This is a genomic window from Achromobacter veterisilvae, assembly GCF_900496975.1.
GTDB classification, from domain to species: Bacteria; Pseudomonadota; Gammaproteobacteria; order Burkholderiales; family Burkholderiaceae_B; genus Achromobacter; species Achromobacter veterisilvae.
Genome location: NZ_UFQC01000020.1, coordinates 1 through 14,974, shown reverse-complemented (window position 1 = coordinate 14,974; position 14,974 = coordinate 1). Strand labels below are relative to the sequence as shown.

Here is a 14,974-nt window from a genome sequence, read left to right as displayed (position 1 = left end):
CACGGAGAACCATCATGTCCGACATGCGCATCAACGGCCTGGCCTTCGACCGGGGCATCGACAGCATTTCCTACGCCAGCCGCGACGCCGGCGGCCAGCACCTGCCCGAGCGCCAGGAACTGGCCCCTCCCGCCGACGGCGTGCGCGCGCAGTTGGCCCAGTTGCTGGACAAGCCCACCGCCGCCCGCTACCTGGACGACAGCCTGCGCCCCCCGCTGGCCAATCGCGACCTGCTGATGCCCGCCAAGTTCCAGCAGGCCCTGCAATCCGCGCTGGACGGCCTGGGCGCCGCCGCCGAGCAATCCCAGAACCAGGACGATGCCCGCGCCCTGAACCGCGCGCTGCGCCTGCTCAAGGACGAAGCGGGCCTGCGCGAACTGGTCACCATGTACCGCAGCGCGCTGTACCAAGGATGAACGCCCGATGCCGCTGAAACACGAGGCCCGCGAGCTGCTCAGCCTGCTGGCGTACATCTACCTCGAAAACAACCGGCCCGAGAAGACGGCCGTCCTGCTCAACGCCCTGCGCGCGCTGGGCCTGGCCGGCCAGCGCGAACTGGCCGCCCTGGCGCTGGCGCAGTTGCGCGCCGGCAAGCCCGAAACCGCGCTGTCGACGCTGGACGCCCTGGCCATGCAGGGCGGCGCCGGCGCGCCGTTCCACCTGATCCGCTCGCAGACCCTGCTGGCGCTGGAGCGCCGGGAAGAGGCCGCCGCCGCGATGCGCGCGTACGTCGCCTCGCGGCCCGCGGCAAGCGCCGCGCCCACTGAGACAGAAACGACTTGAGCCGCGCCATGCAAGCCCTTAACCGCGTCGTCGCCGCCGCCACCAGCCGCAACGATATCGTCCTGGCGGTCCTGATCGTCTCGATCATCTTCATGATGATCCTTCCGCTGCCGACGGCGCTCGTCGACGTACTGATCGGCACCAACATGACGCTGTCGGCCATCCTGCTGATGGTCGCCATGTACCTGCCGTCGCCGCTGGCGTTCTCGTCGTTCCCGTCCGTGCTGCTGGTGACGACGCTGTTCCGCCTGGGCATTTCCATCGCCACCACGCGCCTGATCCTGCTGCAGGGCGACGCGGGGCACATCATCGAGACCTTCGGCAATTTCGTCGTGGGCGGCAACCTTATCGTGGGCCTGGTGGTCTTCCTGATCCTGACCATCGTGCAGTTCGTCGTGATCACCAAGGGCGCGGAGCGGGTGGCCGAAGTGGCCGCGCGCTTTTCGCTGGACGCCATGCCCGGCAAGCAGATGTCGATCGACGCCGACCTGCGCGCCGGCACCATCGACATGGACGAGGCCCGCAAGCGCCGCTCCGTCGTCGAAAAAGAAAGCCAGCTATACGGCGCCATGGACGGCGCCATGAAGTTCGTCAAGGGCGACGCCATCGCGGGGCTGATCATCGTGGCGGTGAACCTGCTGGGCGGCATCCTCATCGGCACCATGCAGCGCAACCTCACCGCCGGCGAAGCGGTGCAGATCTATTCCATCCTGACCATCGGCGACGGCCTCATCGCGCAGATTCCCGCGCTTTTCATCGCCATCTGCGCCGGCATCATCGTGACGCGGGTGCAGACCGGCGACGGCCCGTCCAACGTGGGCAAGGACATCGGCGCGCAGGTGCTGGCCCAGCCGCGCGCGCTGCTGATCGCCGCCGCCATCGCCGTGGGCATGGGCCTGATCCCGGGCATGCCCACCCTGACCTTCCTCGCGCTGGCCGCGGTGGTGGGCACCGTCGGCTTCGTGCTGCTGCGCGGCACGCGCAAGGTGGTCGACGAAAAGACGGGCGAGATCACCGAAATCCCCGCGCTGGCGGCCGACGGCCAGAAGCCGGCGGCCAAGCCGCGCACCGACGGCAGCGCCGAGTTCGCGCCCACCCTGCCGCTGATGATCGACGTCGCCGCGCATTTGCAGCGCAGTTTCGACGCCGACGAACTGAACGACGAACTGCTCAAGATCCGCCGCGCCCTGTACTTCGACCTGGGCGTGCCCTTCCCCGGCATCCAGCTACGTTTCAACGACGCGCTGCCGCAGGACACCTACAACATCCTGCTGTCCGAAGTGCCGGTGTCGCAAGGCAGGCTGCGGCCCGGGGCGGTGCTGGTGCGCGACACCGAACAGAACCTGCAGGCGTTGCAGGTTCCCTACGAAACCGACAAGCGCTTCCTGCCCAACATCCCGACCATCTGGGTCGGCGCCGAGCTAGCGCCCACGCTGTCGGCCGCCGGGATTCCCTACCTGGATCCCCACCAGGTGCTGACCTGGCACCTGGCCTTCGTGCTGAAGAAATACTCGTCCGACTTCATCGGCATCCAGGAAACGCGCTTCCTGCTGACCGCCATGGAAGACCGCTTCCCCGACCTGGTGAAAGAGGCGCTGCGCGTGATGCCGGTGCAGAAGATCGCCGAGATCATGCAGCGCCTGGTGTCCGAGGACATCTCGGTGCGCAATCTGCGCGCGGTGCTGGAAGCGCTGATCGAATGGGGCCAGAAGGAAAAGGATTCGGTGCTGCTGACCGAATACGTGCGGGTCTCGCTGAAACGCCACATCAGCTACAAGTACTCCAGCGGCCAGAACATCCTGCCGGCCTACCTGCTGGCGCCGAACGTGGAAGAGACCGTGCGCGGCGCGATCCGCCAGACCTCGGCGGGCAGCTACCTGGCGCTGGATCCGAACGCCTCGAAAAAGCTGGTGGACAACATCAAGCGCGCGACCGGCGACCTGAACGCCACCGCGCAGAAGCCGGTGCTGCTGACCTCGATGGACATCCGCCGCTACCTGCGCAAGATGATCGAGCAGGACCTCTACGAACTGCCGGTGCTGTCCTACCAGGAGCTGACACAGGAAATCAACGTGCAGCCGCTGGCGCGGGTGGATCTATGAACGCGCCGCGCAACGGAGCCGCGCCATGAGCGAAGCGCTGGAACTGCGCGTCCTGAGCGGCTTGCACCGCGACGCGCGCTGCCTGGTGGAAGACGGCGCGGCGCTGGGCGCCGATCCGGCCTGCGACGTCGTGCTGGCCGACGAAGGCATGGGTCCGCGCGCCGCGCAGGTGCGCATCGGCGCCGAGGGCTGGGACCTGGCGCTCGGCGACGCCGCGCCGGACGCGCCACCCGGCACGCCGTTCAACCGCCCGGTCCCGCTGGGCCCGGTCTGGATCACCGTGGCGCGCCGCGGCGACCCGTGGCCCCGGCTTCCCGAATCCGGCCCCACGGCGCCGGCCAAGGCCGCCCCGCCGGAGCCGGAGACGCCCCCGCCCCCCGCGGCGCCCGCCAGCGCCGCGCCGGTGTCCGCCGCCGAGGAAGACAGCCAACTGGAACGCCGGCTGCCGCTGCCGCCCGCGCCCGGCCGGCGCCGCAAGCGCGATTCCTGGCCGATGGCGCTGGGGCTCGGCGCCGTGGCCCTGACGATCATCGTGGCCATCGCGCTGGCGCTGATCCCGCCGTCGACCGCCAAGCGCGCGCCCACGCCCGACCCGCGCCTGGCCGCCGCCGAGAAATCGGTGGGCCAGATCTCCGCAGTGTTCGAGCGCATGGGGCTGGCCTCGCGGCTGCACGTGTCCCTGTCGCGCGACGGCACGGTCACCGTATCCGGCTGGGTCCGCAACGCGGCCGAGCAGGACGCCGTCGCGGCGGCCCTGTCGCAGATCTGGCCCATGCCGGCCATGCGCATCAGCAACGAGGACGAAACCGTGCGCACCGCGCGCGCCGCGCTGCGCGCGTTCAACGTCAAGTACGAGCCGCAGTACCAGGGCGACGGCCGCCTCAACGTCGCCGGCATCGCCAGCAGCGCGCGCGAGCGCGCCTCGGCCCTGGACGCCCTGCGCGCGCAGTTGCCGGGCATGACGGTGCTGGGCAACGACATCAAGCTGACGCAGCAGCTCAGCGACACCTTCTCGAGCCAGTTGGTCGACGAGGGCCTGTCGGGCGTCACCCTGGCCTGGAAGGCGGACCACCTGGACATTTCCCCCGGGGCGCTGGACGACGACCAGATGCAGCGCCTGCAGGCGCTGGTGGCGGACTTCAACAAGACCCACCTGGACGTGGCCCGGGTGGCGGCCGCCAGCGCGGCCGCGCCGGCCGACAGCGTGCCCTTCACGATACGCAGCGTGGTCGGCGGATCGCAGCCGTTCATCGTGCTGGAAGACGGCAGCAAGCTGCTGGTGGGAGGAATCTACCGCAAGTACCGGCTCGTCGCCGTGGAGAACACCCGCATCATTTTCGAGGGGCCGCGCAACGCCATCGTGACGCGCTGACCGCGCCGCCCATCCATCCGCCATCCAATCCGCCCATGAACGCACCGATCACACTGACCGAACTCGAAGAACGCCTGGCCGCCCCCGGCGGCGCGGCGTTGCGCGCATCGCTTTCCGAGCGCCTCGGCGCGCTGGAGGCGTCCACGCGCGCGCAACTGGAAGCCGGCCTGGCGCCGGCCGCGTTCCAGAACTGCCGGGCCCTGGCGGATGCCGCCCGGGCCGCCCAGGAAGTGCTTGCGGCAAGCCCTCAGCCTTCCCTTCCCGACGCCGGCGCCGCCAGGCCGCCGCTACCCTTCAACCCCCTGTCCCGCTAAGGAGACGCACCATGGCACTCAATGGCCTTACCGGCTCGTCCGGCCTGAGCTTCAATTCCATCAACAACTCGATCTACGACAGCATCCGCACGCAGGAATCCAACCTGCAGACGACCCTGTCCAATATGGGCAGCAATGCGGACGGCAGCGTCTCGCAGGCGCAGATGCTGCAAATGCAGCAGCAGATCCAGCAGTGGACGATGATGATCGACATCCAGAGCACCATCACCAAGCAGATCGCGGATTCGCTCAAGGGCGTGATCCAGAAGTCCAGCTAGGCGGGTCTCGCGGGCGGGGCGGGCTGATGGCCCGCCTACACCGACTGCATCATGAAGGCGGGATTGCGCCGCAGCGCATCGACGTCGGGTTCGGCGCGCGCGCAGCGCTTTTCCCAGGCTTCGGCCTGGTTCAGCAAGGCGTCGATCGCGGCCATGAGGTTGTCCGCGCGGCAATCCGCGCGCGCCACGCCAAGCTGCAGGTGCATGCGTCCGTCCGGCGCCGCGCAGGCGACGACGCCGCCGCCGGCCTGCATGAAGTTCGCCTGCGCCGCCAGCAGCGCCTGCGCGCCGTCCATCTTGCCGCCCACCGCGCACGACAGCAGGATCTGGGCGCGCGCGCCGTGTTCCACGATCTGCACCAGATGCCGGCCGTCGAACGCCAACTGGCACAGGCCGCCCTCGGACGGAGCCAGCGCGGGAATGCCCAGCGTCTGGCCGAGTTCGGAAAGTATCCGGGCGAAGAAGGGATCTGACACGGTAGGCAGCGGGCCTTGCCAGGCGCCGCGAAATACCGGCGGCCTGGATGCCGAAGAGATGGACGAGCCGCTCATCTTACCTTCGTTCCCCCCATCTCCCAAGCCCCGCGGCGCGGGCGGATCAAAGGGGGATGACGGCCCGGGCCCGGCATACCGCGCCCAGCCGATCGGGGTCGTCCTCGCGCTCGCGCCATAGCCGCAGCAGCCTGTCCGCGCCGGTGCTGCGGGTATCGACGGCATACCTGGCATAGTCCAGCCAGTGGCGTTCACCGTCGGCCAGCCCGCCCTCGGCGACCGCCAGCGTGTCGCGCGCCAGGGCCCATACCGCGTCGTGATCCAGGGCATGCCGCATCGCCTCGGCCCGCAAGTCGCGCAAGCGCAGCCAGCCCCATTCGCGCAGCAGCGCTTCGGCCTCGCCCAGGTTGCGCATCAGCCCCAGTTGCAGGGCCGAGGGCGCCATCACGATGGTGGCCGCCACGGCCCTGCCGGCCTCTTCGACCAGTTGCGCGTCGGCAAAGCCCGCGCCCGGCGCGCGCCCTTCGATGTAGCCGGCCGCGCCCAGCCGCAGGTACAGATCCTCGATGCCGCCCGGCCGCTGCCAGGCGGCGCGCAGCTCGTCCAGCGCGGGCGGCTCCGCCAGCCGATAGCGCCAACGCGCATCCAGGAAATGCGCGAACTGCGAATACTCGAAGTGCCCGCCCCGCGGCACGATCGTCACCTGGCCGCCCGTGTCCGTGCGCAGGCCGGGCCAGCCGTCGGAAGCCAGGAACCGCGACAGCGAGGGCCCGCCCTGCAAATACACCCCCACCGCCGACTTGTAGCCGTCCTCGGCGGCCAGGGGCAGGCAGCGGCTGGCGGTGCCCGGGCCGAACATCCAGCGGAAATAGTCCCCCAGGTCCGCGAAAGGACGTTCCGGCAGACGCTGCAGGCGGTGGTCGCCGGCATAGCGCGAATAGCGGAACATGCGGTCCCAGACAGTCAGCCGGTTCTCCTTGAAACCCGTCACGCGGCCGCTTTCCAGCGGGCTGTTGGCGAACAGCGCGACGCTGGCCGGCGCCAGGCCCAGCACCACGTTCAACGCGCGCGCCGCCTGCCGCACGTCCACCGACGTGCAGGGGCTGTTCTGCGCCTTCGCGTCGATGCCCACGCGGTGCAGCCATTCGCGATGCCCGACCAGCTCGCGGTAGATGGGCCGCGGCACCTGCACCCGGGCGTACCAGCCGGGGTCCAGCGTGCAGGCAGGATGCTCCGAGACGTTCAGCACGGTGGCGCCCTCGGCCTCCAGCGCCAGTTGCGCGTCCTCGAGTTCCCGCCTGGCGCGGCGGGCCAGTTCGGCCAGGCCGCCCTCGGCGGCGGCGACCGGCGCGAACGCGGTCTCCAGCAGGTTGAAGCCGTTGTCCAGCCCGCTCTCGCCGGCCGCCACCGACAGGCCCACGTCGCGGCCGTCGATGCGCGCCATGTCCGGCGCTTCGCCGCGGCCCGCCTTGATCCGCGCCAGCCTGGCGAAATAGCCGTCCACGGGATGGCTGGCGCCATCGTCGCGGCGCGCCACCGCCATCTCCATCTCCAGCCCCAGCGTCTGGCCCGCCGGGGCGCTCATCGGCCCGCCCCGGGGCGGCGGATGGCGCGGCGGAAAAAGAAACGGGCGCGGGCGGCGGACATGGCGGGCTCTTTCGTAAAACACGGTCGTGCCAGCTTAGTAACGCGAACGGCATCCGCGTTCCCGCCCCGCGGTCAGCCCGGGCCGGGCAGCGCCTGGAACCGCTGCGCCAGGATCTCCACGAACGCCTCGGTCACCGTCGATGGCGCGGTCTGCGCGGGATAGGCCATGCGCACCCGGATCGGCAGGCGCGGCGTGAACGGCCGTATCGCCAGGCGGTCCGCGAAGACCGCGGCGATGTAGGGATTGACGATGCCCATGCCGTCGCCCGCGGCCGCCAGCGCGCAGATCGTCGACGAATAGGTCGTCTCGATCTCGGACGCCGGCAGCACCCGGTGCGCCTGCATCGCGCCGCGCAGTTGCAGGTAAACGTCGTCGTCCGCATTCAGCACCAGCAGCCTGCGCTCGTTCAGGTCCAGGATGTCGATGGACGGCAGCGCGGCCAGGGGATGGTCCGGCCGCAGCACGCAGACCGCCTCGCTTTCGTGCAGGTCGTGCAGGTCCAGCAACGCGCCGTCCAGCGGCGCCGCCGTCACCACCACGTCGTAGGTGCCATGCAACAGCCCCTCGCGCAGGTACTGGCTGCCCATCGTCTGCATGTTGATGTGGACGTCGGGATAGCGTTGCGCGAACGCCTCGACCGCGCCGGGCAGCACGCCCAGGCCCAGCGCCGGCGTGCAGGCCAGCCGCAGCACGCCGCTGCCGCTGCGCCGCATGGCCGCCAGGCGGTCCTCGATGCGCTCCAGTCCGACGAAGTGGCGCTTGACCGTATCGAACAGATCCTTGGCCTCTCGCGTGGGCCGCAGCCGCCCGCGCTCCATGTCGAACAGCTTCAGCCCGCTGGCCTGCTGCACCTGCCCCAGCAGGCGGCTGATGGAAGGCTGCGTGGTGCGCAGCATCTGCGCCGCGCCGGTGGTGGTGCCCGCCAGCATGACCGCATGGAAGGCTTCGATCTGGCGGAAATTCAACGGTCGGCTCATGGCATCGCAGGGTATTGCAAATGTGCATAGCCTATGCCGAAAAAAGAATTTTTCCAAATACATACCGACTCCTACACTGGATTCTCCAGGGCGCCGCCAGATGCGCCCGCGACAAACCCAACCTTCCAGGGGAAGCCACATGAATCCACGCCGTTCCTGGCGCAACATCCTGCAAACGCTGTGCCTGGCCGCCGCCGGCGCCGCGCTGCCCATCGCCGCCCACGCGCAGGCCAACTACCCCGACCGTCCGGTGCGCATCATCGTCCCGTTCACGGCGGGCGGCAGCTCCGACATCCAGGGCCGCCTGCTGGCCGAACACCTGGGCAAGCTGTACGGCCAGTCCGTGGTCGTGGAAAACCGCCCCGGCGCGGGCGGGCACATCGGCGGGAAGTTCGTCGCGGACTCCGGTCCGGACGGCTACACGCTGCTGCTCGGCTCCATCGGCCTGCACGCCACCTATGGCGTCTACAAGAGCCTCAACTACCAGCCCGCGCAAGACCTGAAGCTCATCACCGTCGTGGCCGAGATGCCGCACGTGGTCGTGGCCAATCCGGCGCTGGAAGCCAATACCCTGGCCGAACTGACCGCGCTGGCCAAGGCCAGGCCGGACACGCTGCATTTCGGATCGGCGGGCGTGGGCTCTTCGGTGCACATGGTCGGCGAGCTCTACAAAATGGCCGCGCAGGCGCCCATCGTGCACATCCCGTACCGCGGAAGCTCCGCCGCCACCAACGACCTGCTGGGCGGCCAGATCCAGTTGCTCTTCGAGAACGTGCCCACCACCATCGGCTACATCGAAGCCAAGAAGCTGAAGGCGCTGGCCATCACCGGCGCGGTCCGCTCGCCCGCCCTGCCCGGCGTGCCCACCGCCGCCGAGGCCGGGTTGCCCGGCCTGACCGTCACGTCATGGACGACGCTGGCGGCCGGCAAGGACGTGCCCGACGCCCTGATCGAGAAGATCAGCGCCGATCTGCGCCGCGTCTACGCCGACCCGGCATTCCGCGCCGGCCTCGAACGCCTGGGCATGACGCCCGTGGGCAACAGCCCGGCCGAGGCGCGCGAATTCGTCGAACGCGAGCGCGCCCGCTGGAACAAAGTCATCGAAACCGAACACATCACCGCGGGCTGACCGCGCGCTCCTTATCCATGAACCGCATGCTTGCCACGTCCATCGCCTGCCGCCGCCTGGGCGCCACGCCCCATCACCATTTCTTCGGCTACTACAACAAGACCGTCTGGCACCGCGACGGCCGCTACCTGCTGGCCAACCGCACGCCCTTCAAGGACGCTCGCCTCACGCCGGGCCTGGCCGCCGAAGTGGGGTATTTCGACCTGCGCGACGGCGACCGCTACCATGCCGTCGGCGGCACCACGGCCTGGAACTGGCAGATGGGCTGCCAGTTGCAATGGCTGGACGGCCTGGCCGAACCGCAGATGATCTACAACTGCCGCAGCGACGACGCCAGCGGCGTCTACCCCGGATTCCGCTCGGCCATCCACAACATCGCCACCGGCCGGACGCGCATCCTGCCGCTGCCCATCTACGTGGCGGCGCCCGACAGCCGCTACGCGCTGTGCGTGGACTACCGCCGTCTCTACATCACGCACCAGACCATCGGCTACAGCGAACACGCGCCCGGCCCCGTCGCCAACGCGCCCGCCGACGACGGCATCCGGCGGCTCGACCTGGACAGCGGCGAACATCGCCTGCTGGTCAGCTATGCGGACCTGCGCAATTTCCACCCGCGCGGCTCGATGGAGCGCGCCATCCATTGGGTCAGCCATATCGAGGTCAACCCGTCGTCCACCCGCATCCTGTTCCTGCACCGCTGGACCGAACGCGTGGAGGACGAGACCTGCTTCCTGCATCGCCTGATCACCATGAACGCCGACGGCGGCGACATGCGCCTGCTGGAATGCTCCGACCATCCCCTGCCGCAACTGGCGGACGATTTCGATCCGGACGCGGTCGGCACCTTCGACTACGAGAAATCCGAATACCAGATCTCGCACCCGCTGTGGCGCGACGACCGTTCGATCATCGTGTGGGGACCGCATGCCGGCAGCATCCACTATCACCTGTACGAAGACGCGCCCGGCGGCAGCGTGCAGGTGGTGGGCGACGGCGTGCTGACCGAGAACGGCCACATGACGTTCTCGCCCGTGAACCCGCGCTGGCTGCTGAGCGACACCTATCCGGACGCCCGCACGCACGAGCGCGTGCTGTTCCTCTACGACATGCGGACCGGCGAACGCCACGCGCTGGGCAGCTTCTACGCCGACCCCGCGCTGTCCAAGGAAAACCGCTGCGACCTGCATCCCCGGTGGAGCCGGGACGGCACCCAGGTCTGCATCGATTCCGTGCACGAAGGCGAGCGCCAGATGTACGTGCTCGACGTGGCGCCGATCGTGGGCTGAACCGCGCGTCACGCCCCGCTTCCGCAGGGAAAGTCCCGGCGGCCCCGGCACTTCGCGCGGCCGGGGCCGCCCATTACCATGTCGGTCAAGACAGTGGAATTCACGCGATCGTCACCCCGGTGTCATGCACAGCTTCTAACCTCGCTGCCGCTTTCCTGACAAATAACTGAGCGGATCGCTCGCCATTCTATGAGGTTGGAATGTCCTACTTGACTGACAAATTGCGCGCCCCCTATCGCGAAGCCCAGGGTGAACTGACGGTTCCGGGCCAGATGCTGGAAGACATCGTCGCCGCGAATCCGCAACGCCGCAGCTTGCTGAAGAACAGCTTCGGCCTGTCGATGCTGTCGGTGTTCGGCGCCTCGACGCTGCTGACGGCCTGTGGCGGCGATGACGATGACGACGACGCGCCCGCCACCGGCGGCGACGGCTCGACGGGCCCGGCCGGCCCCGACTACTCCGTCACGTTCAAGCCGCTGGACGACAAGCTCGTCGCGGACACCGTCACGGTCCCCGAGGGCTATGTGGCCGAAGTGCTGTATTCGGCCGGCGACAAGTGCGCGATCGGCTCGGCCGGCTACGCGGGCATTCCGCAGTCCTACCCCGCCACCGAAACCCAGGCGGGCGGCCAGCACGACGGCATGCACTTCTATCCGCTGGCGGGCGTGGATCCGAACCAGGGCGGCCTGCTGGTGCTGAACCACGAGGCGCTGGACAACGCCACGCTGGACCAGGGCGTCGAGGGCCTGAGGACGCGCCTGTCGAACGTCGGCGTCTCGGTCGTGGAAATCGCGCGCGGCGGCGACGGCGCCTGGTCGGTCAAGGCGGACTCGCGCTACAACAAGCGCTACACGGGCAACACCGTCTACAACGTCAGCGGCCCCGCCGAACCGCTGGTCGGCGCGACCGTCGTCGGCACCCTGAACAACTGCTCCAGCGGCAATACGCCCTGGGGCACGTACCTGACCTGCGAAGAAACGCTGAACAACTACCACTACCAGGTGGGCGATGTCGGCAAGCCGGCCGACGAAGGGTACGGCTGGGTGGTGGAGATCGATCCGCAGGACCCGGACTCGACCGCCGTCAAGCGCACCGCGATGGGCCGCTTCAGCCATGAGAACACGGCCTACATGCTGGACGCGAACAACCGCGTCGCCTTCTACATGGGCGACGACACCACGCCCGGCTGCATCTACAAGTTCGTGCCGAGCAAACCCTACAATCCGGCCAACCGCGCCAGCAACATGGGGCTGCTGGACGAGGGCACGCTGTATGCCGCCCGCTTCAATGACGACGGCAGCGGCAACTGGGTCGAACTGACCGTAGGCAAGAACAACCTCACCGCCGGCGCCACCGATCCGGGCAACTTCACGCAGCTCGCCACCGGCACGGTCATCACCGGCACGATCGTCAATTTCAATACGCAGGCCGACGTGCTGGTCAACACTCAGGCCGCCGCGCGCGTCGCGGGCGCCACGCTGATGGACCGTCCCGAATGGATCACGGTCGGCGTGGACAAGACCTTGTACTGCACGCTGACCAACAACGGCGGCCGCCAGCGCACCAGCGCCGCCAACCCGCGCGCCAACAACTCGCACGGCCACATCATCCGCTGGCACGAGCGCGGCGATTCCCCGCTGGCGACGATCTTCGAATGGGACCTGCTGCTGCTGGCCGGCCGCGACGCCGCCGACGGCGTGGCGCCGAATCTGACCGGCAACGTGAACGGCGACACCTTCTCCAGCCCCGACGGCATCCGCGTCGATCCCAAGGGCCGCCTGTGGGTGCAGACCGACGCCGGCACCGGCACGTCCACCACGGACTTCTTCGGCAACAACTCGATGTACTACATCGACCAGAAGACCGGCGAATCCAAGCGCTTCCTGGTGGGTCCGCTGGGCTGCGAAATCACCGGCATCGCCTACACGCCCGACCTGACGACGTTCTTCATCAACATCCAGCATCCCGACACGGACTGGAACACGCTGCGCGCGGGCGGCGGCGACGCCCGTTCCGCGACGGTGGTCGTGCGGCGCACCGACGGCAAGCCCGTCGGCGCGTAAACGCCGCGGCCCGCGCGCTGCCCGGCCATCGCGGCCGGGCAGCGCGCGGGCCGGCGGGCGGGGGATTCAGGTCTTCGCGCTCGGGCCGTCCGAGGCCGCGGCGATGCCGGTTTCGTAGGCGAACCGGAACAGGTCGGCGTCCCGCTCTATTCCCAGCTTGCGCATGGCGCTCGTCTTCTGCGTGCTGATGGTCTGCTTGGAGCGGTTCAACTGTTCCGCGATCTCGTTGATGGAAGCGCCCGACACATAGAGCCGGACCACTTCCAATTCGCGCTTGCTCAGGGCATGATTCGCGCTGCCCGCCCCTGGGGCGGACGTCCGTCCGGCGCTGCCGGCTTCGGACGGGAAATAGCGCGCGCCCGCGTAGACCGCATGGATGGCGGAGACGAGAAGCTTGATTTCCGCCGTCTTGCCCACGACGGATTCCACGCCCAGCCTGGCCAGTTCCTGGACGATCGCCGGCGTATCCAGCATCGTGAACACAACGATCTTCAACGCGGGGAAATTGCGCCGCAGGTACGAAACGAAGGCCAGGCCGTCGCCATGCGTGCCGCCGGGCATGGCGTAGTCCGTAACCAGCACATCGCAGGACGACTGGTTCAGCAGATCGATGAGTTCGCCGGAGTTCTTCGCGGTGCCGACGATTTCCAGCGTCGGAAGGGCGCTCAGGTCGTGCTTGAGGCCCGACAGCAGGGCCGGATGGTCGTCGGCCAGCAGGATGCGTATTTTCATGATCGCCGGGTACGTTCGCGAGCGGGGCCGGCGGCGCGGCCTCTATAGTGGAATTTACCGGAAAGCGGCGCCATCGAACAGCGGCGCTCGGGCTCGCTCGGCGCAAAAGGGGAATTCCCTAGCTTCTCTTTTGCAGGGGCGGGCCATAATCTGTCGGCAGCATTTATCCCGAGGCGACCGGCAGGCGGCGCGAACCGGCGCCTGCCGCCCCATCCTATGACGACCACCAGGCAGGACGGCGTGCTGGCACGCCTGCGGCGCTACCAGCATCTCCTGATCATCGGAGGCGGCGCGGCCATCACGGCGCTGGCGCTCGCCGCGAGCCTGCTGGAAATCGCCGCGTCGGTCAGCTCCTATCTCTCCCGCATGAAAGACGAAATCTCCATCGACGCCCGCCGGTCGATGGAGTTCAGCGCGCGCGCCACCTCCACGCTGCGCAACAGCGTGCAGAACCTCGAATTGGCCTGGGCGGCCGCGGGCCCCGCTGCCGCCGGCCACGTGGAGAAGCTCCTGCAAGCCGGCCTGCTCAGGATCCAGCCGTCGCCAGACGTCCCGCCCTTGCTGACGCTCTCGGCCCCTGGCGCGGACGACGCGGAGTCCGCCGCGCGCTACCTGCGCCTGGCCGAACAGATAGCGGCGCCCACGGCGGCCACCTCCGCGCGCAATGCCGGCGAACTCACCGCCTATCTGTATAGCCCCGACCGGAAATTTCTCGTCCTGTCCGTCATCCCCTGGCAGGGAGAAGCGTGGCAGGAACGGATCGCCGCCGATCGCGAACGCCTGTTCCCGGCCCTGACTTTGAACGACAGCAAGCCGCTGCTGGCGCCGGACGCGGCCTGGCGCGACCCCGCCACGGGCCGGCCGGTGTTCCAGTGGCTGGCCGCCTACGACAGCCCGCTGACGGGCAAGCGCGCCGTGCGCGTGGCGACCGGGCTGACGGGCCGGGACGGACAGCCTTTCGGCGTCCTGGTGTTCGAGCTGCCGCTGTCCACGCTGGCGGAAACCCTGCCCGCGACCACCTACCGGGGCCCCTGCCTGGTGCTGGGCCCCGGCGGCGAACTGGTGCTGTCCTGCCAGGACACGCCCGATCCGGCAATGCTGCCGCTGGCCCGCTCGGCGTTGGCGCAAGGGTTGGGCGAGACCGCTCCCACCCTGTTCCTGGGCGGGCACGAATGGGCCGCCTGGCCCCTGGGCACGACGCGGTGGATGCTGGTCTTCGGTCAGTCGTGGCGCGACATCGCCGCGGGCGTCCGCACGCAGATCCTGGCGTCCCTGCTGACGGCGGCGCTGATCATCCTGACCACGTGGGGATTGCTGTTGCTGGTCAGATGGCGCGTGCTGGCGCCGGCCGTGGCGCAATCGCAGCGGGTCTTCGACAGCGAGCGCCTGAGCCGGACCCTGGTCGAGACCGCGCCGGTGGGGCTGGGCCTGATCGCCCTCGACGAGGGGCAATCCCTGCTGCGCAGTCCGACCATGGCCGATACCGCCGAGCGCGTCGTCGTGCCCCCGGGCCAGAGCCTGTCCACGGAACTGTCCCGGCACTATCGCCGGCTCGACGGCCGCGTCGATGCGGACCGGCCCGACGCCGTGGTGCACAAGGACCTCGCCTTTCCCACTCGCGACGGCGAACGCCTGGACCTGTCGGTGAGCATGGCGCGCGCGCGCTACCAGGGCCAGGATGTGCTGGTGACGGCGTTTGTGGACGTCACGGCGAAAAAGCGCGTGGAGCAGCAGTTGCGCAAGGCGCGCCAGGCGGCCGATTCGGCCAACGCGGCCAAGTCGGCGTTCCTGGCGGC

Annotated in this window: 13 protein-coding genes and 1 pseudogene; 10 read left to right on the top strand and 4 right to left on the bottom strand. The window is 69.1% G+C overall.

Annotated elements, in window-relative coordinates; all coding sequences use genetic code 11:
- The first annotated feature begins 14 nt into the window (after positions 1–14).
- From sctX to AVE30378_RS18665, 6 genes are read left to right on the top strand one after another with little or no spacing between them, the layout of a single operon-like run.
- On the top strand, positions 15–416 hold the full coding sequence (gene sctX, locus AVE30378_RS18690) for a type III secretion apparatus assembly protein SctX (protein ID WP_129242355.1): 402 nt from the start codon (positions 15–17) through the stop codon (positions 414–416).
- 7 nt (positions 417–423) lie between these two features.
- Complete coding sequence (gene sctY / locus AVE30378_RS18685) at positions 424–783, top strand: type III secretion apparatus assembly chaperone SctY (protein WP_129242354.1); 360 nt, start codon at positions 424–426, stop codon at positions 781–783.
- A gap of 8 nt (positions 784–791) precedes the next feature.
- Entirely contained in the window at positions 792–2,885 is a 2,094-nt protein-coding gene (sctV, locus tag AVE30378_RS18680) for a type III secretion system export apparatus subunit SctV (RefSeq protein WP_129242353.1), read from the top strand.
- Positions 2,886–2,910: 25 nt separating this feature from the next.
- On the top strand, positions 2,911–4,257 hold the full coding sequence (gene sctD, locus AVE30378_RS18675) for a type III secretion system inner membrane ring subunit SctD (RefSeq protein WP_129242352.1): 1,347 nt from the start codon (positions 2,911–2,913) through the stop codon (positions 4,255–4,257).
- 35 nt (positions 4,258–4,292) lie between these two features.
- The gene (locus AVE30378_RS18670) at positions 4,293–4,571 is read left to right on the top strand and encodes an EscE/YscE/SsaE family type III secretion system needle protein co-chaperone (RefSeq protein WP_129242351.1); all 279 of its coding nucleotides are present in this window, start codon (positions 4,293–4,295) and stop codon (positions 4,569–4,571) included.
- Positions 4,572–4,582: 11 nt separating this feature from the next.
- On the top strand, positions 4,583–4,849 hold the full coding sequence (locus AVE30378_RS18665) for an EscF/YscF/HrpA family type III secretion system needle major subunit (RefSeq protein ID WP_129242350.1): 267 nt from the start codon (positions 4,583–4,585) through the stop codon (positions 4,847–4,849).
- Positions 4,850–4,884: 35 nt separating this feature from the next.
- Here AVE30378_RS18665 and AVE30378_RS18660 read toward each other — a convergent pair whose 3' ends face one another.
- The 3 genes from AVE30378_RS18660 to AVE30378_RS18650 form a co-directional block, all read right to left on the bottom strand.
- Positions 4,885–5,325, bottom strand: coding sequence for a CesT family type III secretion system chaperone (locus AVE30378_RS18660; RefSeq protein WP_244235096.1), 441 nt, complete (start codon positions 5,323–5,325; stop codon positions 4,885–4,887).
- Between the two features lie 121 nt (positions 5,326–5,446).
- Positions 5,447–6,925 carry a glutamate-cysteine ligase family protein gene (locus AVE30378_RS18655; protein WP_129242349.1) on the bottom strand — a complete coding sequence of 493 codons (1,479 nt, stop codon included), beginning with the start codon at positions 6,923–6,925 and terminating at the stop codon, positions 5,447–5,449.
- Between the two features lie 134 nt (positions 6,926–7,059).
- Positions 7,060–7,965: a LysR substrate-binding domain-containing protein gene (locus AVE30378_RS18650; RefSeq protein WP_129242348.1), complete on the bottom strand. Its 906-nt coding sequence runs from the start codon at positions 7,963–7,965 to the stop codon at positions 7,060–7,062.
- A 139-nt stretch (positions 7,966–8,104) separates the two neighbouring features.
- Here AVE30378_RS18650 and AVE30378_RS18645 point away from each other — a divergent pair, with 139 nt between their 5' ends.
- From AVE30378_RS18645 to AVE30378_RS18635, 3 genes are all read left to right on the top strand, one after another.
- Complete coding sequence (locus AVE30378_RS18645; protein ID WP_129242347.1) at positions 8,105–9,094, top strand: Bug family tripartite tricarboxylate transporter substrate binding protein; 990 nt, start codon at positions 8,105–8,107, stop codon at positions 9,092–9,094.
- A 17-nt stretch (positions 9,095–9,111) separates the two neighbouring features.
- Positions 9,112–10,383 (top strand): TolB-like translocation protein, encoded by a 1,272-nt coding sequence (locus AVE30378_RS18640; protein ID WP_129242346.1) that lies wholly within the window; start codon positions 9,112–9,114, stop codon positions 10,381–10,383.
- A 200-nt stretch (positions 10,384–10,583) separates the two neighbouring features.
- The gene (locus tag AVE30378_RS18635) at positions 10,584–12,446 is read left to right on the top strand and encodes a PhoX family protein (RefSeq protein ID WP_129242345.1); all 1,863 of its coding nucleotides are present in this window, start codon (positions 10,584–10,586) and stop codon (positions 12,444–12,446) included.
- Between the two features lie 66 nt (positions 12,447–12,512).
- On the opposite strand, the gene AVE30378_RS18630 is transcribed toward AVE30378_RS18635, so the two are convergent.
- Entirely contained in the window at positions 12,513–13,178 is a 666-nt protein-coding gene (locus AVE30378_RS18630; RefSeq protein WP_129242344.1) for a response regulator, read from the bottom strand.
- 216 nt (positions 13,179–13,394) lie between these two features.
- Here AVE30378_RS18630 and AVE30378_RS18625 point away from each other — a divergent pair.
- Positions 13,395–14,974: pseudogene (locus AVE30378_RS18625) on the top strand (hypothetical protein); the annotation flags it as partial.

Excerpts from the sequence above, each read along its gene's own strand:
- AVE30378_RS18655 (WP_129242349.1), bottom strand. The coding sequence starts at position 6,925 with ATGAGCGCCCCGGCGGGCCAGACGCTGGGGCTGGAGATGGAGATGGCG.
- sctV (WP_129242353.1), top strand. The coding sequence starts at position 792 with ATGCAAGCCCTTAACCGCGTCGTCGCCGCCGCCACCAGCCGCAACGAT.
- AVE30378_RS18650 (WP_129242348.1), bottom strand. The coding sequence starts at position 7,965 with ATGAGCCGACCGTTGAATTTCCGCCAGATCGAAGCCTTCCATGCGGTC.
- AVE30378_RS18635 (WP_129242345.1), top strand. The coding sequence starts at position 10,584 with ATGTCCTACTTGACTGACAAATTGCGCGCCCCCTATCGCGAAGCCCAG.
- AVE30378_RS18665 (WP_129242350.1), top strand. The coding sequence starts at position 4,583 with ATGGCACTCAATGGCCTTACCGGCTCGTCCGGCCTGAGCTTCAATTCC.
- sctX (WP_129242355.1), top strand. The coding sequence starts at position 15 with ATGTCCGACATGCGCATCAACGGCCTGGCCTTCGACCGGGGCATCGAC.
- AVE30378_RS18645 (WP_129242347.1), top strand. The coding sequence starts at position 8,105 with ATGAATCCACGCCGTTCCTGGCGCAACATCCTGCAAACGCTGTGCCTG.
- sctD (WP_129242352.1), top strand. The coding sequence starts at position 2,911 with ATGAGCGAAGCGCTGGAACTGCGCGTCCTGAGCGGCTTGCACCGCGAC.
- AVE30378_RS18630 (WP_129242344.1), bottom strand. The coding sequence starts at position 13,178 with ATGAAAATACGCATCCTGCTGGCCGACGACCATCCGGCCCTGCTGTCG.
- AVE30378_RS18640 (WP_129242346.1), top strand. The coding sequence starts at position 9,112 with ATGAACCGCATGCTTGCCACGTCCATCGCCTGCCGCCGCCTGGGCGCC.
- sctY (WP_129242354.1), top strand. The coding sequence starts at position 424 with ATGCCGCTGAAACACGAGGCCCGCGAGCTGCTCAGCCTGCTGGCGTAC.
- AVE30378_RS18670 (WP_129242351.1), top strand. The coding sequence starts at position 4,293 with ATGAACGCACCGATCACACTGACCGAACTCGAAGAACGCCTGGCCGCC.